The following is a 24,948-nucleotide window of genomic DNA, read 5'->3' on the forward strand; positions in this document are numbered from 1 at the left end:
ATCACTCATACTTCGGTCTCCGTGTCCTTGTAGCCATCCACTACGCCTGTCGACAGGTAGACGTCGTGGGACGTCAGATTCTTGATGGCCGTCAGCAGGTACTGGATGCCTGTGATCAAGAAGCCCAGCGGGACCCACAGATAGATCCAGAAAATCGGAATTCCCAGCGCGGGGAGGATGCGCCCCTTGTCGTAGAGGTCGAGGATGTAGATCACTGAGTAGTAGAGCAAAAAGAACATCACCAGTGACGTGAACAGGGCAATGACCACCATCAGGACGCGGCGCCCACCTACCGGCAGGGCATCGTAGATGGCAGACATGCGGATGTGTCGGCCATGGCGCGCGGCGTAGCCGATGCCGGCAAAGGTGATCATGATGATCAGGATTCGGTTGAGCTCACCGCTGAAGAAGATGCTCTCGCCAAATACAAAACGCCCGATCACGTTGATGATGGTGTTAGCTGCCATCAGCAGCACGCCGACGGCTAGAATGGCGGCCTCCAGCTTGCTGATCGCGTTGTCGATGGTGCCCAGAAAACCAGGCAGCCCCGAGTGATAATTCTTTTCGGATTCTTCGTCGGTCATGTGGCAATCCTTGGTCGGGGGGTACCGGGTGAGAGACACGGGTCTTCACTGTAGCCCTGCCAGCAGCGTAGTGGCCGCGAGGCGCTGATGCCGATAGCGCCTCCAACGCTATGTGTACGCAGACCGGCAGTCGTGCAAACAAAAGGGGGCAGCCAGACTGCGGCTGCCCCCTTGGGAGCGGTCTCGTGGTGACGAGGTTTAACCCTCGCTGCCCTGCACCGCTTCGAGGTCGGCCTTGAACTGGTCAAGCAGCGTCTGACCGCCTTCACCGGTCATCTCGATGAACTTCTCCTCAACCTGAGGAGCGCGATCACGGAAGGCCTGGATCTGCTCTTCGTCCAGACGCGTCACGGTGACCTCGTCGGAGGCTTCCTGGATCTTGGCCAGCGACTCCTCGGCAAGCCCCTTGATGTGCTCGATGGTGGTGTCGTAGGCAGCATCGGTCGCATCCTGGACCAGCTGCTTGTCTTCGTCTGACAGGCCCTCGTAGAAGTCCTGGTTGGCCATCATGGCGGTGGTGAACCAGCCGTGTCCGGTGAAGGTCAGGTTGGGAGACACCTCATACAGACCGCCAGACTCGATCCAGAAGATCGGGTTTTCCTGGCCGTCGATGATGCCGGTCTGCAGACCGCCATACACCTCGCCCCAGGGCAGCGGGGTCGGCGTGGCGCCAAAGGCGTCGTAGGTCTCCGCCAGCAAGGGGTTGGTCATGGTCCGGATCTTCTTATTATCGAAGTCTTCCGGTGAAGTGATCGGCTCGTCGGCGGTGACCACCATTTCCCCTTCCGGGTACATCTGCAGAAGTTCTAGCCCATGCTCTGCGTAGAGCTCGGGGAACATCTCGTTGATCGCCTTGCTCTCGTCGAAAAACGTGAGAACGGTGCTTTCATCGGTGGGCAGCAGGTAGGGGATAAAGAAGATCTGGGCTTCTGGAATCAGGGCGCCGGTGAAGCCGGGGGACTGGTTGACGAACTGCAGGATACCGTTCTGGGTCTGCTCCATAATGTCGTCAGATTCGCCCAGCTCGCCAAAGCGATAGACCTGGACGGAATGGTCGGAATTGTCTTCAACGTACTGCTTGAACGCCTGAGCAAAGACGTCCTGGACATCGCCCTCGTACTCCTCGTGGGCGTAGCGCCAGTTGTCAGCCATGGCAGTGGAGGAAAGACCCAGCATCAGTGCGCCGATACTGGCGGTGGTCAACAATTGTGTTGCCTTCATTCTTGTGGTTCCTCTGCAGGTGTTGGAGCTAGGGGCAGGTTGAGCGCGCACTGAACAACGCGCTACACCGCTTTGGCTTCAGCGGGTTAGATTCTGCAAAAAATGCAGTAATTCTCATGCAGTTAAGTTCAGGCTAGCGCGCTGAAGGAAGAGGGTCAAGCTGGCTTTCCATGCTTCTCAGGGCCGTAAATTGCGTTTTTTTCTGTCGTTCGCTGCAAGAAAGAAGAACTTTTTCAAGGCGTGGTCTTGGCTCTGGCAAGGGGGTAAAAGCAAGCCCCTCAAGGCTAATTTTCATGAGCATCTCGAGGCATTGACGCTCCGCTTCGAGTTCTGCGCGCTGGATGCTTGAGCGCACACTCGCGATGCTCGGTTCGTGCTGGGCGGCACGCTTGAGTTGGCGACGAAGCTGGCGCAATGGAACCGTCACCGTTTGCTGCCAGTCGCTGACGTCCGCTGGAACCGGGCCTGTCGTGGCACCATGGCGAAACAGCCAGCAGCGCCAGATCAGCTCACACACATCCCAGCCGTGCTCGTCCTGCAGGATCAGGCACGACGGCTCTACCCCCGGCCTGGCATAGAGAGCCAGGGCAAACTCCCATAGCGGGTCTGAGGCTAGACGGGGACGCAGCTGCGCGGCGAATTCGGTAGAATCGGTGGGCAAGATGACATCCTTCCTTATTTTCAGTCAGATGCTCGCGGGTAACAGGCCCGACGGGCCTAGTTCGATGGAGCCATGATGATTGCACTGCGCCAAGTCACCCTGCAACGTGGCGCCGAGCCACTGTTCGAAGGTGCCGACCTGACCCTGCATGCGGGGCACAAGGCCGGTATTGTGGGGCCCAATGGCGCCGGCAAGTCGAGCCTGTTCGGGCTGATCCTGGGCGAGATCGGCGCCGACAAGGGCGCGATTGAAATGAGCGGCGGTCAGCGCATCGCCCATATGGCCCAGGAGGTCGAGGCGCTGACCCGGCCCATCGTGGAATACGTGCTGGATGGCGATGCCGAGCTGCGCCGCACCGAAGCGGCTCTGGCCTCCGCCCAGACGGAGGGTGACCATCATCGCGAGGCGGAGCTGCATGGGGCCATCGAGGCGCTGGATGGCTACAGCGCGCCGGCCCGTGCCGCCCAATTGCTGGTGGGCCTTGGCTTCGCTCAGCAGGATCTGGACAAGCCGCTGTCGGCATTCTCCGGCGGCTGGAGAATGCGCGCCAACCTGGCGCGCACCCTGTTCATGCCCTCTGACGTGCTGCTGCTGGATGAGCCTACCAACCACCTGGACCTGGATGCCCTGCTGTGGCTGGAGCAGTGGCTGACGCGTTACCCGGGGACTCTGCTGCTGATTTCTCACGATCGCGACTTTCTCGATGCCGTCTGTGACCACATCGTTCACTTCGATCGTCGCCAGCTGGTGCTGTATCGGGGCAATTACACGACCTTCGAGCGCACCCGCGCCGAAAAGCTGGCGCTGCAGCAGGCCCAGGCCGAGAAACAGCAGGCCAGGCGGGAGGAAATCGAAAAGTTCGTTGCTCGCTTTCGCTACAAGGCGACCAAGGCACGGCAGGCGCAAAGCCGCTTGAAGATGCTCGAGCGCATGGGCGATATCGCCCTTGCTCACGTCGATTCTCCGTTTCATTTCACCCTGCCGGCGGCAGAGAAGACCTCCCACCCGCTGCTGGTGATCGACGATGCCGCGTTAGGCTATCAGCAGGCGGACGGCGGTCAGCGCGTTCAGCTGTCCAACGTCAAGCTGACGCTGTTGCCGGGCCAGCGTATTGGTCTGCTTGGGCCCAATGGCGCAGGCAAGTCCACCCTGATCAAGTCGTTGACCGGCGACCTGCCCCTGCTGGAGGGGCGGCGTGTGCCCGGCGAACACCTCGCCGTAGGCTACTTTGCCCAGCACCAGCTGGAAGGCCTCGATCTGCAGGCGTCGCCGTTCACCCACGTCCAGCGTCTGTCGCCCAAGGCCGCTGACAGCGACATCCGTCAGTTCCTGGGAGGCTTCGGGTTTCCAGGCGACGATGTCTTTGCCAAGGTCGATACCTTCTCCGGGGGCGAGAAAGCGCGCCTGGCACTGGCCTTGATCGCCTGGCAGAAGCCCAACCTGCTGCTGTTGGACGAGCCCACCAACCACCTCGATCTCGAGATGCGCGAAGCGCTGACGGAAGCGCTGGCGTCCTTTGATGGCACGGTTATCGTGGTGTCCCACGACCGCCATCTGCTCAAGGCCACGGTGGACGAGTTCTGGAAGGTGGCGGATCATCGGGTAGAGCCCTTCGACGGTGACCTCGAGGACTATCGCGTCTGGTTGAAGACGCGCCTGGAGACGGCCCGGCGCATCGCCCGGGAAGAGAAGGCCGACAAGGCGGACGCCGCGCAGGCAGCACCCAAGGAAGATCGCAAGGCCTCCCGCCGAGCCGCCGCCGAGCTGAGAGAGAAGCTAAGGCCCCTGAAGCGCGAGCGTGATCGTGCGGAAAAGGCCATGGAGGGTGTGCAGGCTGAGCTCGCCGAGGTCGAGGAACGGCTGGGGGACGCGTCGCTGTACACCGATACCGCTCGCAAGCAGGAGTTGACCGAATGCCTGGGTCGCCAGGGCGAGCTCAAGGCCCGCCTCGACGACCTTGAGGCCGAGTGGCTGGCCGCCGAAGAGGCACTCGAGGAGATGCAGGACGCGCTAGCGAGCGGAGACTGAGGGGACCTCCTCGGTGTGTCCGGGCGAGGCCGCATCTTGTGCATCCATTCGCGCCGCCATGCGCTGCCGTTCTGCCTGCTCGTCTGCCAGGCTGGTCTGCGGCAGCACCAGGTTGAGGGTGACGGCGCTGAGGGCCGCCACCACAATCGGTGAGCTGCCCAGAGCGAGCTGCAAGGTACTCGGCAGGGCCTGCATCGCTTCAGGCGCGGCGGCCAGGCCGAGCCCCAGTGCCAGGGACAGGCTGGCGATGGTCATGTTGCGGCCTGACAACTCATCCCGCGTCAGCAGTTGGATGCCTGTCATGGTGATCATCCCGAATACCGTGATGGTAGCGCCCCCCAGCACGGGATAGGGAATGGTGGTCATCAGCGCGCCGAACTTGGGAATCAGCCCCGCCGCCAGCATGAATACCGCTGCCAGTGCCAATACGGAACGGCTGACGACCTTGGTCATGGCCACAATGCCGACGTTTTGGCTGAAGGACGCTGTCGGCAGGGCGGCGAACAGAGCGCCAACCAGGGTACAGATCCCGTTGCCAAGCAGTCCTCCCGAGAGTTCCCGATGACCCAGCTCACGGTTCATGCCACCGATGGTGGTTGCCGACAGGTCGCCAATGGTCTGGACCGAGTTGACCACGCAGATGATCACCATGGACAGGATGGCGGCAGGGGCGAAGTCGAGCGATACCGGTAGCAGGCGTGGGGCGCTGAACCAGGCGGCCTGCTTCACGGCAGTGAAATCGACCATGCCAAGGGCCAGTGCCAGAACGTAGCCGACCACGATGCCGCAGATGATCGCCGCCAGCTTGATAAAGCCTCGGCCGAATTGGGACACCCCCAATACGACGGCGAGCGTGACCAGGGCAACCAGCCATTGCTGTCCGCCTCCATAGTCGGGGCTGTTGCGTCCTCCGGCCATGTAGTGGATGGCGATGTCATACAAGGATAGGCCGATGACCAGCACCACCACGCCGGCGACCACCGGCGGGAAGAGATGCCGCAGCGGTCGAATGCCGATGCCCACCAGCAGCATGGCGATCCCGCCACACAGCTGGGCGCCGAGGATACCTTCCAGGCCAAACTGTGCGCCTACCGCCGTCAAGGTGGGGACATAGGCGAAGCCCACGCCAAAGATGGTCGGCAAGCGGGCGCCGAAGCGCCAGACACCAAACAGCTGGATTAACGTGGACACCGCTGACGCCATTAGGGAGACCTGAATCAGCATCAGTGTTTGGGCCACCGATGCACCCACGGTGCCTGCCACGATGATGGGCACGGTAATGGTGCCCATGATCATGGCGAGGATGTGCTGCAATGATAACGGCAGGGCACGGCTCATGGGGGGCCTGCCGTGGAAGTCGAAGACCGAGCGGCTGGCGACATGTCGCTGGTGTGTCATGGATACTATCATCCGTTGTTATTGTATACAGATAATTGTGGTAAATGTTTCCATGAACATCAAGCGACGTTTTCGATGACGGTCATGTCAGCGTATTGCGACGTGTCACGACCCCTAGCTTTCCAGCAGGAAGGTCACCGGACCGTCGTTGACCAGCGCTACCTGCATGTTGGCTCCGAACTGTCCACAGGCGACGGGGCTGTGGCGCTGGTTCGCCAGATCAAGCAGGTAGTGGAAGAGGCGTTCGCCTTCCGCAGGAGGGGCTGCGCTGGAAAAACTGGGTCTCAGGCCCTTGCGTGTGTCAGCCGCAAGGGTGAATTGCGACACCAGCAGGAGCCCGCCGCCGGCCTGCTGGAGGTTGAGATTCATCTTGTCATCGTCGTCGCCGAACACACGGTAGTGCAGCAGCTTGTGCAGTAGCCGTTCGGCCGCCGCCTCGTCGTCGCCTTTCTCGACGCCTACAAGGGCCAGGAGGCCGTGATCGATGGCGCCAATGGTGCGATCGTCGACATCGACGCTGGCGCGTCTGACGCGCTGAATCAGAGCTTTCATGATGCGAGTGCCTTGGCTGAAAAGGGCATCAGCCTAGCACGGAGAGGTAAGGGTAGGCAGAAGGCGCCGATCAGCGCCCGAGAAGCGCATCACGGAAGCCATCGTCCAACGGATCGCTGCCCAACCAGATGGCGAACATGGCGATGGCCAGTTCCAGGTTGGGGCTCTGGAACAGCGGCGTTCCATTGAGCGAGAGGGTGAGCTGCTCGCCGCTCCAGCGCAAGGCGTAGCGATCCCCAGGCTGAACGTCGCGATAGCTGTCTGTCAGGCGAGATAGCTCTGAGCGCACGCTGTCGAAATTCACCTCGTTGACCTGCTCGCGCACCGTGCGAGTGGTCGCCTCGGCGAAGTCCTCGGCGTCGATGGCATGGAAGTAATGCAGCACCAACTGTCTCGGGACATCGGATAGCGGCGCCGGTCGAGGAAAGCCTGCGGCCTGGTAGTAGGCGCCGGCGTAGGCGTCCCACACCATATAGGTGAACAGGCCATGACCGAGCATGCCGTAGCGCCGATCACCTTCAATCGTTCGCGCAAAGCTGGCGCCCTTGACCTGTACCTGCGGTGCGTTCGCGGTGGTGGATTGGGCTTCGGCTTTGGGGGGCAGCGCCATGGTCAGTGTCAGACACGTCATGAGGCTGATGGCGGCAATCAGTCGAGTGAGCGGATGTTGCTGGGGCTGGCGCGGGGGCATGAGACACGTCCTCTGGCACGATGTTGTACAGATCATGGCAAAGGATGCGTTGCTTGTACAGGTTTTGTATATCTTGCTGCGCCTTACCCGTCGGCGATTACCAGGCTCGACACAGCATGATGTCGCAGCGCGGCTCTGCCAGCAGGCGCTTGGTGATCTGGCTGCGACGTCCAGCCTGACTGCGGTTGCCCAGTGCCAGCAGGTCAGGAGGTTGGCGCCGGAGATGGGCGATCAGTACATCCAGTGGATCACCTTGCTCCAGTACCAGCTCCAGCTCAGGCACTCGTTCAAACTCTGCCATCAGCTGATCAATTTCATGTTCGAGCTGGTGTCGCAGGCGAATGACTTCCCGGTCGCGCCATTGGGCAAACTCCGCGTCGGAGCCCAGCTCGCGCTCGCCAGGCACGTCCCAGGCGTGCAGAAGCTCGAGGCGTGACTCCGGGAAATGACGCAGGGTTTCGCGTAGCGTGCGTCGGCAGGTCAGCGAGAAGTCGACCGGCACGAGGATGTCAGTCCAGGGCGCAGAAGGAGGTTGGCTGACGGTCAGCACCGGACAGGGTGCGCTGAGCAACACTCTGGCCAGGGTGGTGCCACCGATCAGGTCAGGGTGACCCCGCTTGCGGTGAGTGCCAAGAATGATCATCTCGGCGCTGCGCTCGTGGGCCTCGCGTATGATTTCGGCGTAGGGAGCCCCGGTCACGGTCTGCACCAACAGAGGCGGTTCATTCAGCGCATAGTCTTCACGCAGATCCGTGGCGATGGCATGGATGTCATCGACGACGGCACCTTCCAGGTCACGCAGCACCCGCCGTGGCAGATAGGGGTCAAGGACGTGAAGTACGTCCAGGCGTGCGCCCATGTCGTTGGCCAGGCGAATGGCACGGCCAAAGGCGGAGCGGTTTTCGGCTGACAGGTCACAGGCAAACAGCAGGGAGCGAGTCATGGCTCTGCCCTCAGAACGCCAGTGGAGGAACCTTCAGCATGGGTGGGCATGCCGATTCGCGCAAGCGCTCCAAGGTACCACTGATGTCAGCGCATGATGATCTGATCCCTAAGCCTGGACGACAACAGAAGGTAGCGGCTACCACCAGGCGTGGAAGTGGTGAACCGGGCCCCGTCCGTGCCCCACGGACAGCCGGCGACTGGCATCCAGTGCCTGGTGCAGCCAGCGCTTGGCATCGCCGATGGCGTCGATAATCTGGGCTTCCTGGGCGTCGTGCGGCAGGTGGGCCAGTTTGGCGGTGATGGCAGACGACAGCGCGCAGCCTGTGCCATGCAGGTTTTGAGTATCGATGCGTGGTGCAGGTAGCCACCGCTCCCCGGTGGGCGAGGCGAGCAGGTCAGGGCAGCTGTCACCGTCGAGGTGGCCTCCCTTGAGCAGGACATAGGGCGCCGATAGCGCGGTCAGTGCTGGCAGCATGGCTTCCATGTCATCTGCACTGGTGGGGATGGGCCGGTCAAGTAATACGGCAGCCTCGGGCAGGTTGGGCGTGATGACGTCAGCCAGCGGCACCAGAATGTCGCGTACGGCGCTAATCCCCGCCTCGTCGACCAGAATATCGCCACTCTTGGCGACCATGACCGGGTCCAGCACGATCCAGCGCGGACGCCGGGCCTCAAGCGCTTCGCGCAGCACCTCGGCGACGTCGCGGCTTGCCACCATACCGATCTTGACCGCGTCGACGCGGACATCATCGAGCAAGTGGTCGAGCTGAACGCGGATGCTGGCGGCCGTCACCGGGTGCACCTCGCGGACCCCACAGGTATTCTGCGCGATCACCGCGGTAATCACATTGGTGGCATAGGTGCCTAGCGCCGACAGCGTCTTGAGGTCACCTTGCAGACCTGCGCCACCGGACGGGTCAGAGCCGGCAATGGTCAGAGTGTGGGGGATGGCTGTGAGCTGGGACATGAACGGCACCGGAAAGTCAGCAGGACCCACAGGATACAAGAGACCAGGTCGAGGGAGCCATGTTCAGTCTGTTTGTGGTAGCGATGGCCAGTGCGACCTTGTTGCCGGGCGGCTCCGAGGTGTGGCTGACGGCACTGTGGTGCCGTGGCGAGTCGCCGTTGGCACTGTGGTGGGTGGCGACGCTGGGCAACACCTTGGGGAGCTTGATCAACGTGGGTCTGGGGCGCTATGCCACCCACTACGTGGATCGGCGGTGGTTTCCGGCATCGCCGCAGGGACTGGCGCGGGCGCAGCGCTGGTATCGCAAGGGGGGAGAAGCCAGTCTGCTGCTGGCCTGGGTGCCGGTAATAGGAGATCCACTGACCGTGCTGGCGGGAATCGCGCGGCTACCTTGGTGGCGCGCGTTGGTGTGGATTCTGGTGAGCAAGGGGGGGCGCTATGCGCTGGTACTGTGGTTAGCGGACAGCTACTTCTCGTGTGGCGCCTGAGCCTGGACCAGGACCTACCACCAAGCCCTATAGCCGGGCACTGTAGCCAAGCCCTATAGCCAAGCCTTTTAGCCAAACCCAGGCTTGACGGAAGCCCCGGCCTAGCCGGGGATAGCAGAAGGGCTGCCGAATGGCAGCCCTTCTGCTGTCGATATCACCGCTGACGGCGATGGTCGACGCGGATTACTCCTGGCCGAGACTGGTGCCGCCGTCCGGGTTACGGGCGTTGTAGTAGGCCTGTTCGGAAATGGCGTGGTAATTCACGACCTTGTCCTGAAACTCGCGATAGGACTCGTAGATGCGGCCGGCGATATCGCTGGAGTCGGCGAGTTCCTGCACGACCTCGGCGGAAATCTCCTGAGCCTGAGCAAGGACATCATCAGGCAGCTTGCGCAGCTGAACGTCGTGCTCGTTGATCAGCGTTGCCAGGGCGTCGTTATTACGTGCGGTGTACTCGTCGAGTACGTCCTGGTTGACGTCGCGAACCGCGCTACGCAGGATCGCCTGCAAGTCGGCAGGCAGTTCTGCCAGAGCGTCATCGTTGATGATGGCTTCGAACATGACCGTGGGCTCATGCCAGCCCGGGTAGTAATAGTATTCGGCGGCCTGGTGAAGGCCAAAGGCCAGGTCGTTGTAGGGGCCGATCCACTCGGTGGCATCGATGGCGCCGGATTGCAGCGAGGTGAAGATTTCGCCGCCTGGCATGTTGACGATGGCCACGCCCATGCGGTTCATGACCTCGCCACCGAGGCCAGGCATACGCATCTTGAGACCGTCCAGGTCGGCGACCGAGTTGATCTCCTTGTTGTACCACCCGCCCATCTGCACGCCGGAGGCGCCGGCCGCCATGACTTCTACCCCGAAGTCGTCGTAGAGCTCGTTCCACAGCTCCAGGCCGCCGCCATAGTGCAGCCAGGCGTTCATTTCCTGAGCATTCATGCCAAACGGAACGGCAGCGAAGAACTGGGCAGCGGGTGCCTTGCCCTTCCAGTAGTACGACGCGGAATGGCCCATCTGCGCAGTGCCTTCCGCTACTGCGTCGAAGACCTCGAAGCCGGGAACCAGCTGGCCGGCGCCGAACACTTCAATGGTCAGTCGACCGTCCGACATTTCTTCCACCAGCTTGGCCAGGCGCTCCGGGCCTTGGCCAACGCCGGGAAAGTTCTTGGGCCAGGACGTTACCAGTTTCCACTCGAAGGTGTCCTGAGCCTGTGCCTGGGCACCGATCAGCATAAGGCCGGTGGCACTGGCGAGGGTAATGGCCTTGGCGATTGAGCTGCGTTGCATGTAAGTCCCCTTTTATATGGTGTTGGCGTTGTCGGGACCTGCCGGCCGGGGTAGGGCCAGCGGGTGAATGGCGCTGCCGGGATGTCGGCAGCGTCATGATGCTCGGTCATGCGTCTTGTTGATATAGCCCTTTGATAGGGCTCTTGGATATAGCCCTTGGGTATAGCCCTTGGGTATAGCTCTTGGCTATAGCCCTTTGATATAGCGTGTAGGCAAGGGTCGCTATGGCGATGCAGCTACTATAGATGCCGCGCCGTGGTGCACGTGACTGGCGCCGTCCACGCATCGCCAACGCGGGCGCCATTGCGTGCGGTATGCGCACGCCCATGGCCATGATGATGCCCCATGTTCCTGTCTGAAAGCGCCGGAAAGAGCCGGGAGCCGCTTGTGACCGCGCTCTCCCGGCCTCCTTGAACAGCATATCCCGAGTTAGAACTGCTCCGGCAGCCAGGTGGCAAGGCCCGGGAAGAACGCCAGCGCCAGCAGCATTCCCAGCTGCAGTACGATGAACGGAATCACACCACGATAGATGGCAGACGTCGGAACGGATTCCGGAGCGACCCCGCGCAGGTAGAACAGCGCGAAACCAAACGGTGGGGTCAGAAACGAGGTCTGCAGGTTGATCGCGATCATGATACCGAGCCAGATCGGGTCGAGGCCCATGGCCAGCAGAATGGGGCCGACGATCGGCACGACCACAAAGGTGATCTCGATGAAGTCGAGAATGAAGCCGAGCAGGAAGATGACCAGCATCACGATGATGGTGGCACCGACGACGCCGCCAGGCATGTTCTCGAACAGGTGAGTCACCAGTTCCTCACCCCCGTAGGCACGAAATACCAGCGAGAACAGGGCCGCCCCAATCAGAATGAGGAAGACCATGGTGGTGACATGGGTGGTGGAGCGCAGCACTTCCTTGAGGGTGGCCATGTCGAGGCGACGATAGGCCAGGGCCAGCACGAAAGCACCAAAGGCACCAACGGCGGACGCTTCTGTGGGGGTCGCCAGGCCGGTCAGGATAGAGCCCAGTACCGCGACAATCAGCACGATGGGTGGTACGAGCCCCTTGAGCAACAGTAGACCCAGGCCCGAGGTATGGCCCATTTCCGCCATCAGCTCCTGGCGATCAGCCGCGGGTGCTGCGCTGGGCTTGAACATCGCCACCAGGCTCACGTAAACGATGTAGACCAGCACCAGAATCAGGCCTGGCACCAGCGCACCCATGAACAGGTCGCCGACGGACACCGTCTTGGGACTGAAGATACCCATGGATAGCTGGGCCTGCTGATAGGCGCTGGAGAGCACGTCACCCAGCAGGACCAGGGCGATGGAAGGGGGAATGATCTGTCCTAGCGTGCCGGTAGCGCAGATAGTGCCGGTGGCCAGGGACTGGCTGTAGCCACGCTTCAGCATGGTGGGAAGCGACATCAACCCCATGGTGACGACGGTGGCACCGACGATCCCGGTGGAGGCCGCCAGCATCATGCCGACGATGGTCACCGAGATGCCCAGTCCCCCGCGCAGCGAGCCGAACAGCAGTGCCATGGCGTCAAGCAGGGTCTCGGCGACCCGGGACTTTTCCAGCAGCACGCCCATCAAGACAAACAGCGGCACCGCCAACAGCGTCGTGTTGGTCATGATGCCGTAGAGTCGGTTGGGGAAGGCGTTGAGATAGCTGCCATCAAAATTGGCGTCGATACCGATGGACTCGAGGCCGAAGCCAAGACCGGCGAAGGCCAGCGCGGTGCCGGCCAGCGACAGCGCGACCGGATAGCCGAACATCAGGACCGTACAGATGACCGCGAACAGCACCAGTGGCATGAACTCCAGCATTTACAGGTGCTCCTCGTTGGCATCGTGGGGGGCTTCGTCCGGGGTCAGGCGCCCGCTAAGGATGAGAGAATTGCGGCAGATTTCAACGATCCCCTGCAGGATCATCAGTAGCGCAAAGGCCGGTATCAGGGTCTTCAGCAGGAACACGCCGGGGATGCCGCCGGCATCGGGGGAACCCTCGAAAATGGCCCAGGATTTGCCGACGTAGCCAAGGCTGGTGGCGATGACGAACACCATCACCGGAAGTAACAGGAACAGCGTGCCCAGCAGATCGACCAGGGCTTTTTTACGTGCCGACATGGCCCGGTAAAAGATATCGACGCGCACATGTCCGCCATGCCGCAGGGTGTAGGCCGCCGCCAGCATGAAGACGGTGGCATGCATGTACATCACCGATTCCTGCATGGGAATGCTGTTGACGCTGAAGGCATAGCGCAGAATGACGATCAGGAACTGAATGATCATCATCGCCAGAATGAGCCAGGAGAGGCCTCTACCCAGGCGTTCGATCAAGGCGTCGAGGGCCGCCAGTGGCCCCGGCAAGCCGGAGGTTGTGGACATGTGAGCTCGCAAGATAGTGTCAGGGCGATCTTGTTTCAGGCAGCGCATCCGCGCGCGGGGAAGCGCGGAGCGGCCTGGCGTCTTGGATAGTGTTGCACGCGGGACCCGTTGCACAGGGTGGCGCGCATCAACGCTGACTATACGGCAGGCAAGGTAGCACTGTCATGGCATCGAAAGTCGAGCCTTGCCGCGGTATCGGTCGTGTGATGCTCGGTTCAGGCGAGTTGTTGGGAATGGCAGGCGCGAATGGCCTTCAGGCAGGGATCTGGCAGGCGAATATCCACCGCGACGGGCAGATGGTCGGAAAACAGCCGGTCGAGGACCTCGACCTCGTCGGCCTCGAGAGAGGACGACAGCAGAATATGGTCCAGCGCACGACTGGGGCGCCAGGACGGGTAGCTCAGCGGCGGATGCACCGGATGCAGCGGCAACGATGCGCAGAATCGATCATGGGCATGCAAGCGCTCTGGTGTGCAGTTCAGATCGCCCATCACCACCACATGCTTGAGGGGCTGGATCAATTCACTCAAGTAGTCGAGCTGCAGGTTCTGGGTGCGCTGGCCTAGGGCCAGGTGTGCCACAAAGAGGTGTAGCGCCTCGGGGCCCTCACCGAAGCGAGCGTGGATGGCACCGCGGCCGGGAAGCGTTCCCGGTAGTCGGTGTTCCTCGATACGGCTAGGTGTCAGGCGCGACAGCAGGCCGTTGCTATGTTGCGCGATACGGCCGAGATTGCGGTTCAGCTGCTGGTAGTGGTGAGGGAAGCCTCCTTGCCGTGCCAGGTAGGTCAGCTGATTCACCTGGCTCGAGCGAAAGCTGCCCCCATCCACCTCCTGCAGTCCCACCATGTCAAAGTGCGACAGCACCTCAGCCATCATGTCCAGGCGACGTTGCCGCTGGGGATGTGGCAACAGGTGCTGCCAGCTGCGTGTCAGATAATGGTGGTAGGCCGAGGTTTGAATGCCCACCTGAAGGTTGAAGGTCACCAGTCTCAGGTGACCTCCTTCGAGGGTAGGGTGATGTTCCTCGGCCAGGGAGCTCATTACTGCGCGGCCTCGCGTTCTTCGCGAACCTGCTCCACCAGCGCTTCGGCGATGCGCGGCATATTGTCGAGGCTGCCAGCGTTGCTGGGCGATACGATGTAGCGGCCATCGACGATCAGTGCCGGAACTCCCATCAGCTGCAGGTTACGCATGGTCGCGCTGGCGCGGTTGATCTGCGATTTGACGCCGAATCCATCCAGGGCCTTGAGGGCATCCTCTTCGCTGACGCCGTAGTCGCTGAAGAAGGCCGCAATATCGTCCGGGTCGGTCAGCTGCTCGCCTTCCTGGTGGATGGCGTCAAAGAAATCCTCGTGGACCTCGTCGAGAATCTCCAGCTGTTGGGCAGCATAGAAGGCACGAGCGTGCTTGACCCAGGTTTCCCCCAGGGTGGCCGGCATGCGTTCGAATTCCACGTCTTCGGGCAGGTCTGCCACCCAGGCGTTCAGCGGATCTTCCAGCGCGTAGCAGTGAGGGCAGCCATACCAGAACACCTCGGTCACGTTGATCTTGCTGTCATCGCTGCCCAGCTGAACGGTGTTGGGTGCAACGGTGTAGTCCTTGCCTTCAGTGACCGGGGCAGCAGCAGCCATGGTGGACAGGCCCAGGCCTACCAGGCCCATCATCAGTGACTTCAGCATGTCAGTATGTCTCCTTGAAATAGACGGTGTACTTCCGCGACCGGCGAGCAGCAGTTCTGCTCCCCTGAGGCTGAAGCCACAAAGCGAACGCTGTTTTGAGTCTACAACGTTAGAAGGGTTCCCGAATATCCCGAATGGCCATGGGGTTGCCGCTGAGTGTCGCCAAACGCAAGCGGGGCGGCTCAAGAGCCGCCCCGCTGATCCGCCATAAAGACGGTCAGTGCAGTCCTTGCACGTAGTTGGCCACGGCTTCCATGTCGGCGTCGCTCATCTTGGCGGCGATATCCGACATCATGCCGCCAGGACTGTTGGCACGATCACCGGAGGCGAAGGCCTTCAACGTAGTGACCACATACCCCGCGTGCTGTCCGGACAGTGCCGGATAGACCGCGGAGCCTATGCCACTGCCGGTGGGGCTATGGCAGGCACTGCAGGCGGGTATGCCCTTGGCGAGATCGCCCGCGCGATAGAGGGCTTCTCCGCGTTCCAGCAAGGCCTCGTCGTCCTTGGCCTGGCCCACCACCGGCTCCTGGCCGGCGAAGAAGGCGGCCACGTCCCAGGCGTCCTGGTCGCTGAAGTTGTCCACCTGACCCGCCATCTGGGGTACCAGACGATGGCCATCACGAATATCGAGGATCTGCTTGGCCAGATAGGAGGCCTGCTGTCCTGCCAGATTGGGGAAGGTTGGCGCGATGCTGGCGCCGGTCTGGCCGTGACACGCGGCACAGGCGGTTGCCTTGTCGCGTCCAGCGGCGGCGTCTGCGTCACTCTGAAGATCGGCATGGGCGGCGCCAACGACGCCGATGGAGATTGCCAGGCTTGCCAGTAACTGTCTCATCGCTAGTTCACTTATGCCGTTATGATGTTTTCACGGTCCTGCGGGGCGTGGCCTTGAGGCATGCCCGAGTTGCAGGAGGAAGCGCCCGCGCTGAGGCCGGTCGCTGGCAACAGCAGCACAATGGTAAGATGGGTCTCCGGGTCGCAGCCGCCTCAAAGCTTACTATAACCAAACACCCTGAGGGCGGGAATGCCAGGGCCCTCGCCCCTACTTTTGACCACCGTCAGGATTTCTTCCATCTCATGGCTTTCAATTACTCCTTGGCCCGATTTCTTACCAGCGCCCCTACCCTTGCCCGCTGCCCTGAAGACAGCGGCGTGGAAGTGGCCTTTGCGGGTCGTTCCAATGCGGGAAAATCTAGTGCCATCAATGCGATAACCCAGCAGAAAGCGCTCGCCAGGACGTCCAAGACGCCGGGACGCACACAGCTGATCAATGTCTTTTCGCTGGGCGACAACGTGGACCGGCGTCTGGTGGACCTGCCGGGATACGGCTACGCCAAGGTGCCTGAAAAGGTAAAGTTGGAGTGGCAGCGTCACCTGGCGGAGTACCTGCAGAAGCGCCAATCACTGCGCGGCCTTGTGCTGGTGATGGATGTGCGGCATCCGCTGACCGAATTTGACCTTGCGCTGCTGGATGTGGCGGACGAGCGAGATCTCCCGGTCCATATCCTGCTGACCAAGGCAGACAAGTTGAAGCAGGGCGCGGCCAAGAATGCGTTGCAGCAGGTGCGGTCTCGTCTGCGCGAGTGGGAAGACCTGGTCAGCGTCCAGTTATTCTCGGCACTCAAGCGTCAGGGGGTTGAAGACGCCCATCGACGTCTGGATGGGTGGCTCGACCAGGACTGAGCCTGCGGGGGGGGGTGGTTCAGCAGCCACGGTTCGAGAGCTCTCGGTGTGAGAACACGCCCCCTCAGGACAGCAGGGCCTCTAGCTCGGTGACACAGGCCAGGTGAATGACGCCGGCAGGCAGGTCCGTTACCTGCGTCTGTGTCGGCGCGATCCAGGCGGCCTGCATGCCTAGCCGTCTGGCAGGCAGGATGTCCTCCTCCCATGAGTCTCCCACGTGCAGTGCTCGTTCAGGGCGCACGTTCAACCTCGCCAGCATGGCCAGGAAAGGGCGTGGGTCGGGCTTTGGGGCCAGCATTTCACCAGCGGCGATGCGTTCATGGAAATGCCGTGCAATGGCCAGGCGCTCAAAGGCCACATTGCCATTGGTGATGCTGCCGAGCCGGTAGCGTGAGGCGAGACGTTCCAGCATGGCGTCGGCCCCGGGGAAAGGCGTGACGTCGATGCGCAGCTGATGGAACTGCTGCATGGCCCGTGCCGCCCACTCGCCGGCGCTGTCCTGATCCAGGCCGTTTTCGACCAGCAGCTGAACCAGGCTGTGCTCGCGCAGCCAACTGAAGTCGCCGCGTCGGGACCAGTGCTGCCGAGCCATGGCCTGGCGTGCCGCGAGATAGCGCTCAAGATCGATGGGGTCGGTGGCAGGCTCGCCTCGGCGGGCCTGCCACGCCGTAAGCTGGGTATTCAGCCAGTCGACGTGGCCGTGCTCGGTGCGCTGCATGACGCCGGCGTTGTCCCACAGCGTATCGTCCAGATCAAAGGTGATGGCTTCCAGCCGAGACAGGTTTGCGGGCGCTAGCACGGCGTCTCTCCAACAAGGTCAGGGTCATCAGGGTCTGGTGCGGTGCTGGCCGGCCTGCGCCGAGCCCTGGGGTGGGCGCGATCGTAGCTCTCCGACAGGTGCTGCCAGTCCAGGCGGGTATAGACCTGGGTGGTCGACAGGTTGGCGTGGCCGAGCAGTTCCTGGACCGCACGCAGGTCCTGGCTGGACTCGAGAAGATGGCTGGCAAAGGAGTGACGCAGTCGATGGGGGTGGAGGTGCTCGGGGAGGCCGCGACGGCGCGCTTGAGTGACCAGGCGCGCCTGAATGGCGCGATGACCCAGGCGTCTCCCGTGCTGTCCGACGAACATGGCCAGCTCGCCATCAGCAGCCAGCGATCCTCGCAATGTCAGCCATTGCTCGATGGCGGCTCTGGCGCGGGAGCCCACGGGTACCTTGCGCGGCTTGTTGCCCTTGCCGACGACCCTGACGCTGGCGCCATGCACATCCCCCAGATCCAGCGCCGATAGCTCCGCCAAGCGCAACCCACTGGAGTAAAGCAGCTCCAGCATGGCCTGATCGCGCACCGACAGCACCGAGCCGTCATGGGGGGTGTCGAGAAAGCGGGCAAGAAGGTCCACATCGACGGGGCGAGGAAGGTCGTTGGGCGCCTTGGGGCCCTGACTCAGGCCCACCGGGTTGTACGCCAGCTGTCCGCTGTCCACCAGATGACCACAGAACCGCGACAGTGCGGCACGGCGGCGCTTGAGGCTGCGTGCAGCCAGCCCTCGGCTGCGCTCGGAGGCCAGGAATCGACGCAGTTCCTTGGCCGTGATGAGGTCATCCTCAGGCGCTGACAGGCTCTGCTGTGCCCGCCAATCCAGATAGGCGGCCAGGTCTCGTCGGTAGGCGTCGACCGTGGCGCCGCTGGCCGTGCGGGCAAGCTCGCTCAAGAAGTCCGCCACCGCACGATCAAGCGGAGGCTCAGCCGCCATCATGCTCGCTCAGTCGGACGCTCAACCGTACCAGCACATCGGCCAGATACTCGGTGAACAGAGTGTCCATGCTGGCGCGGAAGTGGTCCGGGTCGGCGCTGGCCAACACCACGAAGCCTTGGGGTTCGCCGAGGGTCATGCGGGCGATCGCGCAGGAACCGGACTTGGTCGGTGCCTTGGCATGGGGCACCAGTCGCTTCCAGTCGGTGGGCGTCAGGCGTGTGCAACGACTAGCGCGGCCATCGAGCAAAGCGGTCAAGCGCTGACCCGTGTGCTCGTCGAGGACGTGGCGCGGCGCCTGAGGTGGGCGCGGGTCGCGATCGGTCAAGCTGGCGGGGCACCAGACTGCTACTGCCGGAGTCTGGAAACGCTCGCTCAGCTGGGTCGCCAGCGCCTGCCCCAGGGCATCGTTGTCCTGGGCCTCGAGCAGCGCCAGCACCAGTTCTCGGGTTCGACGGTACTGGGCTTCATTGTGTCGGGCCGAGTCGAGCAATTGTTCCAGGCGCAGTTCAGCACCCTCTGCGCGTTTGCGCAGATCGTAGACCAGACGCTCGAGCAGAGAGGTCGCACCCTGAGTTTCCGGATGAGGCACCTTCAGGCTTTGCAGCAAGCCTTCACGGCCAACGAAAAAGTCCGGATGGCGCGCCAGCCATTCGGCGACCCGGTCCGGATCCAGCGTCTTGCGAGGCTCTGGGGCGGCTTGGGGCATGCGCGTCTCCCTGTGTAACGGTCGGTGTCAAAGTGTCAGCCATGCTGGCAGCTTAGCGTAGTCGGGGAGCGTCCAATACGTAAGAGATCAACGTAGCGGGATGCGACCATCAAACACTCGCTCGGCAGGCCCGGTCATGATCAGCGGCTGGTCTTCTCCGGCCCAGCGTATGCTCAGGTTGCCGCCAGGCAACGCCACCGATACCGGGCTATCCAGCAGACCCTGGCGAATACCGCAGGCGACTGCGGCGCAGGCGCCGGTGCCGCAGGCCAGCGTCTCGCCACTGCCGCGTTCGAACACCCGCAGACGGATGCTCTGGCGCGACAGAATCTGCATGAAGCCGACATTCACCCGGCGCGGAAAGCGCGGATGATGCTCAATCAGCGGGCCCAGGCGCTCCACCGGGGCGCTGGCCACATCATCGACGCGGATGACGGCATGAGGGTTGCCCATGGAGGCGACGGCGATGTTCAGGGTCTCTCCGTCCACCTCCAGCGTATGCAGCAACTGGTCAGCGTCGGCGTCAAAGGGCAGCGCGGCAGGAGCAAAGCGCGGTGCGCCCATGTCCACGCTGACCTGTTCATCGTCGTGCACGTCAAGGACCAGTGGCCCTCCGGCGGTCTCGACATGGATCTGGCGTTTATGGGTCAGGCGCTTGTCGCGCACAAAGCGGGCGAAACAGCGCGCTCCGTTGCCACAGTTTTCCACTTCGCTACCGTCGGCGTTGTAGATCCGATAGCGAAAGTCCATGTCGGGATCTCGCGGCGGTTCCACCACCAGCAGTTGATCAAAGCCAATGCCGAAGCGGCGATCGGCGAGGCGGCGAATGTCTTCCGTCTCGATACGCGCGCGCTGGGTGACCAGGTCGATGACCATGAAGTCATTGCCCAGGCCATGCATCTTGGTGAAGTGCAGCAGCATCAGCGCGACTCTCCGGCGGCGTCGGGCAGTGATTCACCTGCCCACAGGTCTTCAATGCGTTCTCGCTGCCGCACGACCTGCCAGCTGTCTCCATCCACCAGCACTTCCGCGGGGCGCGGCCGGCTGTTGTAGTTGGAGGCCATGACGAAGCCGTAGGCACCGGCCGAACGCACCGCCAGCAGGTCTCCCGGCGCCACGGCGAGACGACGTTCCTTGCCCAGGAAGTCGCCGGTTTCACATACCGGGCCGACCACATCATAGATATCGCTGTCGCGCTGCTGGCGCGTATCGACCTCAATGATGGCCTGCCATGCCTGATACAGCGACGGTCGAATGAGGTCGTTCATTGCCGCATCGACAATGGCGAAGTTCTTGGTTTCACCTGGCTTGAGATAGGTCAGGCGGGTCAGCATCACGCCGGCATTGGCGGCGATCGAGCGACCAGGCTCGAACAGCAGCGTCAGGCGTTCACCACCTTCCCAGCGAGACAGGCGCTCCAGCAACTTCGAGGCATAGTCGAAGGGCGCCGGGGGCGTCTCGTCACGGTAGGGCACGCCAAGGCCACCGCCCAGGTCCAGGTGGGACACCTCGATGCCTTCTTCGCGCAGACGGTCGAGCAGCACCAGCAGGCGTTCCAGGGCGTCCAGGAAGGGGGCGATCTCGGTCAACTGTGAACCGATATGGCAGTCGAGGCCTTCGATGCGCAGGTTAGGCAGCGTCGCCGCCAGACGATAGACCTCAAGGGCGTCGTCGACGGCGATGCCGAACTTGTTGTCCTTGAGGCCGGTAGAAATGTAGGGATGGGTTCCGGCGTCCACGTCCGGGTTCACCCGCAGCGAGACCGGGGCGACCTTGCCGAGACGACCGGCCACCTGGTTGAGGACCTCGAGTTCCGGACGGGACTCGACATTGAAGCACTTGATGCCGACCTCAAGGGCGCGAGCCATTTCGCCAGGTTGCTTGGCAACCCCGGAAAACACGATCTTGGCGGGGTTCCCGCCCGCCGCCAGGACGCGCTCTAGCTCGCCCTCGGAGACGATGTCGAAACCGGCTCCCTGGCGTGCCAGAACGTTGAGTACGGCCAGGTTGCTGTTGGCCTTCACGGCATAGCAGATCAGGTGTGGATGATCACCAAGGGCTTCCTGATAGGCCTTGAAGTGGCGCTCCAGGGTGGCCCGTGAATAGACGTAGCAGGGGGTGCCCACCTGGTCAGCGATGCGCGCAAGGGGGACCGCTTCCGCGTGGAGCTCGCCCTCGCGATAGTTGAAGTGATCCATGCTCAGCCGTCGCTCCCTTCAGTGTTGCCGTCTTGATCCTGACCTTGGCCCTGGGCGTTGCCATCTTCACCCTGGTCGTCCTGGTCCACGCTGTCGCGAGGGCCGTAGCGCTCTGCGGCCTCCTCGTCGCCTGGCAGGTACAGCGGGCCCTTTTGTCCGCAGCCGGCCAAGCTGGTCATCGCCAGCAGCAGTATCAGCAGCAGTGCAGAGGTAGCGCGGCTCATTGGCGGGCTCCTTGGTCAGTGGCGATGGCCTTCAGCGCATCGCGAGCCCGCTGGGCAGCGGCGCGGACCTGGTCGGGGGCGGTGCCTCCGATATGGTTGCGGGCTGCTACCGAGCCTTCCAGCGTCAGCACATCAAAGACATCGTCGCCGATGGTATCGGAGAACTGGCGCAGTTCGTCGAGGCTCATGTCCGACAGGTCCTTGCCGCTCTCGATGCCATAGGCGACCGATTGACCCACGATTTCGTGGGCGTCGCGGAAGGCGACGCCCTTGCGTACCAGGTAGTCGGCCAGGTCGGTGGCGGTCGAGAAGCCCTTGCGTGCAGCCTCGCGCATGGAATCGCCCTTGGACTCGATGGCCGGCACCATGTCGGCAAAGGCGCGCAAGCAGCCCTTGACGGTGTCCAGGGTGTCGAGCAGCGGCTCCTTGTCTTCCTGATTGTCCTTGTTGTAGGCCAGCGGCTGAGACTTCATCAGCGTCAGCAGGCCCATCAGATGACCATAGACACGGCCGGTCTTGCCGCGCACCAGCTCAGGCACGTCGGGGTTCTTTTTCTGCGGCATGATCGACGAGCCGGTGCAGAAACGGTCCGGCAGGTCGATGAAGTCGAACTGGGCGCTGGTCCACAGCACCAGCTCTTCACTCATGCGCGACAGGTGCATCAGCAGCAAGCTGGCGAAGGCGGTGAATTCAATGGCGAAGTCACGATCGCTGACGGCGTCCAGGCTGTTCTCGGCGGGGCGCTCGAAGCCCAGCAGCTGAGCGGTCAGGTGGCGATCGATGGGGTAGGTGGTACCCGCCAGCGCGGCGGCGCCCAGGGGCAGTATATTGACCCGCTTGCGGCAATCCAGCAGGCGCTCATGATCCCTCGCCAGCATTTCCTGCCAGGCCAGCAGGTGATGACCAAAGGTGACCGGCTGGGCCGTCTGCAGGTGCGTGAAGCCCGGCATGATGGTATCTGCTTCGCCGTCGGCCAGCTCGATCAGCCCGGCACGCAGCCGTGCCAGTTCGCTGGCGACCAGATCGATTTCTTCGCGCAGGTAGAGGCGAATATCTGTCGCCACCTGGTCGTTACGCGAACGGCCGGTATGCAGCTTCTTGCCGGTGATGCCGATCTTCTGCGTCAGGCGCGCCTCGATATTCATGTGCACGTCTTCCAGTGCCACCGACCACTCGAAACTGCCTTCGGCAATCTCGGTCTCGATCTCCTTGAGGCCGGTCACGATGGCGTCACGCTCTTGTTCGCTCAGCACCCCTACCTGGGCCAGCATGGTGGCATGAGCGATGGAGCCCTGAATGTCGTGGCGTGCCAGGCGCTGATCGAAGTCGACCGAGGCGGTGAAACGGGCGACAAAGGCATCGGTGGGTTCACTGAAGCGTCCGCCCCAGGACTGATTGGTGGTCTGGCTCATTGAAGGACTTCCTGAATGACGATGCGATGGCGACGGGCGCGACGTCGGGCCTGCAGGCGAGGACAGTGTCGGGAGCCGCTGTCGAGGTATGGGCCAGAGTGTACCAGAGTCGGCCAACGAGGCGAGGGCGGTATCGGGCCCGGTAACGAAAGTCGGCCAACGAGCGAGGGCGATATCGAGCCCGACAACAAAAGTCTCGGACCCAGGGGGCTGAGACCGGGGCGAAGGCGAAGATGGCGGCAAAAAGGACGGCAAGGCTGGCTCAGGTCGATTTTACTGACGGGGGCCGTGCTTTATGATGACGCCATTCACTTAATATGGCGGACGCGGCGATGTGGTCGCGAGCCCGACCAGGGAGTAGCAACGTGCAACAGATGTCCAGGCTGCGTATCGCGACGCGTAAGAGCCAATTGGCCATGTGGCAGGCCGAACATGTCCGCGATCGCCTGATGGCGATTCATCCTGACCTTGAAGTCGAGCTGGTACCCATGTCGACGCGTGGGGACAAGATCCTCGATACCCCGCTGGCCAAGGTCGGCGGCAAGGGACTGTTCGTCAAGGAGCTGGAAGAGGCGATGCTCGACGGACGAGCGGACATTGCCGTGCACTCCATGAAGGATGTCCCGATGCAGTTCCCCGAAAGCCTGGGTCTGTCGGTGATTCTCGAAGGGGCCGAGCCCACCGACGCCTTTGTGTCCAACGACTACGGTTGCCTCGAGGACCTTCCCGAGGGGGCTCGACTGGGCACATCCAGCCTGAGGCGCGGGCTGCAGATGCGCGAAGCGCGCCCCGATCTGGAGGTGATCAGCCTGCGTGGCAATGTGCAGACCCGCCTGGCCAAGCTTGACGGCGGTGAGTTTGACGCCATTCTGCTGGCGACATCCGGACTAAAGCGCCTGGGCCTTGAAGACCGTATCGCCCAGGAGCTGCCCCCCGAGGTGTGTTTGCCTGCCTGTGGGCAAGGCGCCCTGGGGATCGAGTGCCGTATGCATGATACCGAGCTGGTGTCATTGCTGGCGCCGCTTGATGATATCGAGACGGCGACGCGAGTGCGTGCCGAACGTGCTATGAACACGCGGCTTGAAGGGGGCTGTCAGGTCCCCATCGGCGGCCACGCTATCTACGAAGATGATGGCCGGACGCTGTGGCTGCGTGCCTTGGTGGGTACCCCGGACGGCACGCGAGTGCTGCGGGCCGAGGGTCGCGGCTCGGTAGACGAACCGGAGGCGTTGGGTATTCGGGTGGCCGAGCAGCTGCTCGAGCAGGGAGCCAGCGATATTCTGGCTGAGGTGTACGGGCCGCGCTGATGTCTGCACCGGTGTTGCTGACTCGACCGGGCGCTCGCGGCCAGGTGTTGGCAGAAGCCGTCGCTGCGTTCGGGCTGTCAACGCTTCGGCTCGAGGTGATGCGGCAGGAAACTGTGCCAGAGACGGCGGATGCAAGGTCGGCCTGGCTCGACATCGATCACTTTCATAAGGTGATAGTTATCAGCCCCGCCGCCGCCGAGCATTTGGTCGAGGCGCTCGACCGATATTGGCCGCAGCTGCCGCAAGGGCTCGAGCTGTATGCCGTGGGGCAGGCGACGGCCGAGCTGCTGTATCAGGCCTTGGGCGTGAGGGTGCGTCTGCCCACTGCGGCCGCCGGGGAAGAAACCAGTGAGGCCTTGCTGGCACTTCCGTCGCTCAAGCGGCTTGATCAGCAGCGAGTGTTGCTGGTGGCAGGTGAAGGAGGGCGGTCGTTGCTGGGTGAGACGCTTGCTCAGCGAGGGGCGCGGTTGACGCGGGTAGAAGTGTATCGGCGCCGTCTGTTGCCGCTGGCAGAGGATGCCGCGCAGCGGCTGGCTGCAGGGGACTACGGGGCGTTGGTGGTCAGTAGCGGAGAAATCCTGGAACATCTGGCAAGATGGTGTTCAGAGGCCGCCTTTCAACGACCGCTGGTCGTTTCCAGCCAGCGGTTGGCTACACTGGCGAAAACGCTGGGGTTTCGCGTCCCGGTCGTGGCGTCTGGCGCGTCTCCTGCGGCGCTGGCAGCTGCGGTAGCAAGGACCTGCGACCCAGAGGATGGCGAATGAAG

Annotated in this window: 25 protein-coding genes and 1 pseudogene; 5 read left to right on the forward strand and 21 right to left on the reverse strand. The window is 62.6% G+C overall.

Annotated elements, in window-relative coordinates:
- Positions 1-5: 5 nt before the first annotated feature.
- The 3 genes from KUW18_RS05965 to KUW18_RS05975 all read right to left on the reverse strand — a co-directional run bounded on the left by KUW18_RS05965 (position 6) and on the right by KUW18_RS05975 (position 2,466).
- On the reverse strand, positions 6-584 hold the full coding sequence (locus KUW18_RS05965; RefSeq protein ID WP_206942264.1) for a TRAP transporter small permease: 579 nt from the start codon (positions 582-584) through the stop codon (positions 6-8).
- Positions 585-782: 198 nt separating this feature from the next.
- A complete protein-coding gene (gene dctP / locus KUW18_RS05970; RefSeq protein ID WP_222486956.1) occupies positions 783-1,805 on the reverse strand; it encodes a TRAP transporter substrate-binding protein DctP in 1,023 nt (340 codons plus the stop codon).
- 133 nt (positions 1,806-1,938) lie between these two features.
- On the reverse strand, positions 1,939-2,466 hold the full coding sequence (locus KUW18_RS05975) for a TIGR02444 family protein (RefSeq protein WP_206942266.1): 528 nt from the start codon (positions 2,464-2,466) through the stop codon (positions 1,939-1,941).
- A gap of 75 nt (positions 2,467-2,541) precedes the next feature.
- Between KUW18_RS05975 and KUW18_RS05980 the strand changes: the two genes are divergently transcribed.
- A complete protein-coding gene (locus tag KUW18_RS05980; RefSeq protein ID WP_222238059.1) occupies positions 2,542-4,494 on the forward strand; it encodes an ABC-F family ATP-binding cassette domain-containing protein in 1,953 nt (650 codons plus the stop codon).
- Here the strand turns inward: KUW18_RS05980 and KUW18_RS05985 are convergent.
- The 5 genes from KUW18_RS05985 to thiD all read right to left on the reverse strand — a co-directional run bounded on the left by KUW18_RS05985 (position 4,477) and on the right by thiD (position 9,047).
- Positions 4,477-5,892 (reverse strand): uracil-xanthine permease family protein, encoded by a 1,416-nt coding sequence (locus KUW18_RS05985; protein WP_222560994.1) that lies wholly within the window; start codon positions 5,890-5,892, stop codon positions 4,477-4,479. The two genes, KUW18_RS05980 and KUW18_RS05985, sit on opposite strands and share 18 nt — an antisense overlap.
- A 114-nt stretch (positions 5,893-6,006) precedes the next feature.
- Positions 6,007-6,444: a D-aminoacyl-tRNA deacylase gene (dtd, locus tag KUW18_RS05990; protein ID WP_222237980.1), complete on the reverse strand. Its 438-nt coding sequence runs from the start codon at positions 6,442-6,444 to the stop codon at positions 6,007-6,009.
- Positions 6,445-6,514: 70 nt separating this feature from the next.
- Positions 6,515-7,135 (reverse strand): chalcone isomerase family protein, encoded by a 621-nt coding sequence (locus tag KUW18_RS05995; RefSeq protein WP_222560995.1) that lies wholly within the window; start codon positions 7,133-7,135, stop codon positions 6,515-6,517.
- Between the two features lie 97 nt (positions 7,136-7,232).
- Positions 7,233-8,078 (reverse strand): universal stress protein, encoded by an 846-nt coding sequence (locus KUW18_RS06000; RefSeq protein ID WP_206942271.1) that lies wholly within the window; start codon positions 8,076-8,078, stop codon positions 7,233-7,235.
- 138 nt (positions 8,079-8,216) lie between these two features.
- Positions 8,217-9,047: a bifunctional hydroxymethylpyrimidine kinase/phosphomethylpyrimidine kinase gene (gene thiD / locus KUW18_RS06005; RefSeq protein WP_206942281.1), complete on the reverse strand. Its 831-nt coding sequence runs from the start codon at positions 9,045-9,047 to the stop codon at positions 8,217-8,219.
- A 59-nt stretch (positions 9,048-9,106) separates the two neighbouring features.
- Here thiD and KUW18_RS06010 point away from each other — a divergent pair, with 59 nt between their 5' ends.
- Positions 9,107-9,535, forward strand: a complete 429-nt coding sequence (locus KUW18_RS06010; protein WP_206942282.1) for a YqaA family protein — start codon at positions 9,107-9,109, stop codon at positions 9,533-9,535.
- 183 nt (positions 9,536-9,718) lie between these two features.
- On the opposite strand, the gene KUW18_RS06015 is transcribed toward KUW18_RS06010, so the two are convergent.
- The 6 genes from KUW18_RS06015 to KUW18_RS06040 form a co-directional block, all read right to left on the reverse strand.
- Positions 9,719-10,822 (reverse strand): TRAP transporter substrate-binding protein, encoded by a 1,104-nt coding sequence (locus tag KUW18_RS06015; protein WP_206942283.1) that lies wholly within the window; start codon positions 10,820-10,822, stop codon positions 9,719-9,721.
- Between the two features lie 429 nt (positions 10,823-11,251).
- Positions 11,252-12,655 (reverse strand): TRAP transporter large permease subunit, encoded by a 1,404-nt coding sequence (locus tag KUW18_RS06020; RefSeq protein WP_206942284.1) that lies wholly within the window; start codon positions 12,653-12,655, stop codon positions 11,252-11,254.
- Positions 12,656-13,216, reverse strand: a complete 561-nt coding sequence (locus KUW18_RS06025) for a TRAP transporter small permease subunit (RefSeq protein ID WP_206942285.1) — start codon at positions 13,214-13,216, stop codon at positions 12,656-12,658.
- A 215-nt stretch (positions 13,217-13,431) separates the two neighbouring features.
- Positions 13,432-14,256 carry an endonuclease/exonuclease/phosphatase family protein gene (locus KUW18_RS06030; protein WP_206942286.1) on the reverse strand — a complete coding sequence of 275 codons (825 nt, stop codon included), beginning with the start codon at positions 14,254-14,256 and terminating at the stop codon, positions 13,432-13,434.
- On the reverse strand, positions 14,256-14,894 hold the full coding sequence (locus tag KUW18_RS06035; protein ID WP_222237982.1) for a thiol:disulfide interchange protein DsbA/DsbL: 639 nt from the start codon (positions 14,892-14,894) through the stop codon (positions 14,256-14,258). The genes KUW18_RS06030 and KUW18_RS06035 overlap by 1 nt, the downstream gene beginning before the upstream one ends.
- 217 nt (positions 14,895-15,111) lie before the next feature.
- Positions 15,112-15,732, reverse strand: a complete 621-nt coding sequence (locus tag KUW18_RS06040) for a c-type cytochrome (RefSeq protein WP_206942289.1) — start codon at positions 15,730-15,732, stop codon at positions 15,112-15,114.
- Between the two features lie 242 nt (positions 15,733-15,974).
- On the opposite strand from KUW18_RS06040, the gene yihA reads away from it, so the two are divergent.
- On the forward strand, positions 15,975-16,580 hold the full coding sequence (gene yihA, locus KUW18_RS06045; RefSeq protein WP_206942291.1) for a ribosome biogenesis GTP-binding protein YihA/YsxC: 606 nt from the start codon (positions 15,975-15,977) through the stop codon (positions 16,578-16,580).
- Between the two features lie 64 nt (positions 16,581-16,644).
- On the opposite strand, the gene KUW18_RS06050 is transcribed toward yihA, so the two are convergent.
- From KUW18_RS06050 to argH, 7 genes and pseudogenes are all read right to left on the reverse strand, one after another.
- Entirely contained in the window at positions 16,645-17,379 is a 735-nt protein-coding gene (locus tag KUW18_RS06050) for an HAD family hydrolase (RefSeq protein WP_315900650.1), read from the reverse strand.
- The gene (locus KUW18_RS06055; protein WP_222561057.1) at positions 17,373-18,332 is read right to left on the reverse strand and encodes a tyrosine recombinase XerC; all 960 of its coding nucleotides are present in this window, start codon (positions 18,330-18,332) and stop codon (positions 17,373-17,375) included. Before KUW18_RS06055 ends, KUW18_RS06050 begins: the two co-directional genes overlap by 7 nt.
- Positions 18,322-19,041 carry a DUF484 family protein gene (locus KUW18_RS06060; protein WP_206942293.1) on the reverse strand — a complete coding sequence of 240 codons (720 nt, stop codon included), beginning with the start codon at positions 19,039-19,041 and terminating at the stop codon, positions 18,322-18,324. The genes KUW18_RS06055 and KUW18_RS06060 overlap by 11 nt, the downstream gene beginning before the upstream one ends.
- A gap of 87 nt (positions 19,042-19,128) precedes the next feature.
- Positions 19,129-19,962 (reverse strand): diaminopimelate epimerase, encoded by an 834-nt coding sequence (gene dapF, locus KUW18_RS06065; protein WP_206942295.1) that lies wholly within the window; start codon positions 19,960-19,962, stop codon positions 19,129-19,131.
- Positions 19,962-21,239: a diaminopimelate decarboxylase gene (gene lysA / locus KUW18_RS06070; protein WP_206942297.1), complete on the reverse strand. Its 1,278-nt coding sequence runs from the start codon at positions 21,237-21,239 to the stop codon at positions 19,962-19,964. Before lysA ends, dapF begins: the two co-directional genes overlap by 1 nt.
- Before the next feature lie 107 nt (positions 21,240-21,346).
- Positions 21,347-21,463, reverse strand: a pseudogene (lptM, locus tag KUW18_RS19945) (LPS translocon maturation chaperone LptM); the annotation flags it as partial.
- A complete protein-coding gene (gene argH, locus KUW18_RS06080; protein WP_206942301.1) occupies positions 21,460-22,875 on the reverse strand; it encodes an argininosuccinate lyase in 1,416 nt (471 codons plus the stop codon). The gene argH and the pseudogene lptM, both read right to left, overlap by 4 nt.
- Before the next feature lie 374 nt (positions 22,876-23,249).
- On the opposite strand from argH, the gene hemC reads away from it, so the two are divergent.
- Together hemC and KUW18_RS06090 are read left to right on the forward strand one after the other, a co-directional pair.
- Complete coding sequence (gene hemC / locus KUW18_RS06085) at positions 23,250-24,182, forward strand: hydroxymethylbilane synthase (protein ID WP_242520844.1); 933 nt, start codon at positions 23,250-23,252, stop codon at positions 24,180-24,182.
- The gene (locus KUW18_RS06090) at positions 24,182-24,946 is read left to right on the forward strand and encodes a uroporphyrinogen-III synthase (RefSeq protein ID WP_222560996.1); all 765 of its coding nucleotides are present in this window, start codon (positions 24,182-24,184) and stop codon (positions 24,944-24,946) included. Before hemC ends, KUW18_RS06090 begins: the two co-directional genes overlap by 1 nt.
- The last annotated feature ends 2 nt before the right edge of the window (positions 24,947-24,948 follow it).

Origin of the sequence: Halomonas sp. DP5Y7-2 (assembly GCF_019802025.1) — a bacterium.
In the GTDB taxonomy this organism is placed as follows: Bacteria; Pseudomonadota; Gammaproteobacteria; order Pseudomonadales; family Halomonadaceae; genus Halomonas; species Halomonas litopenaei_A.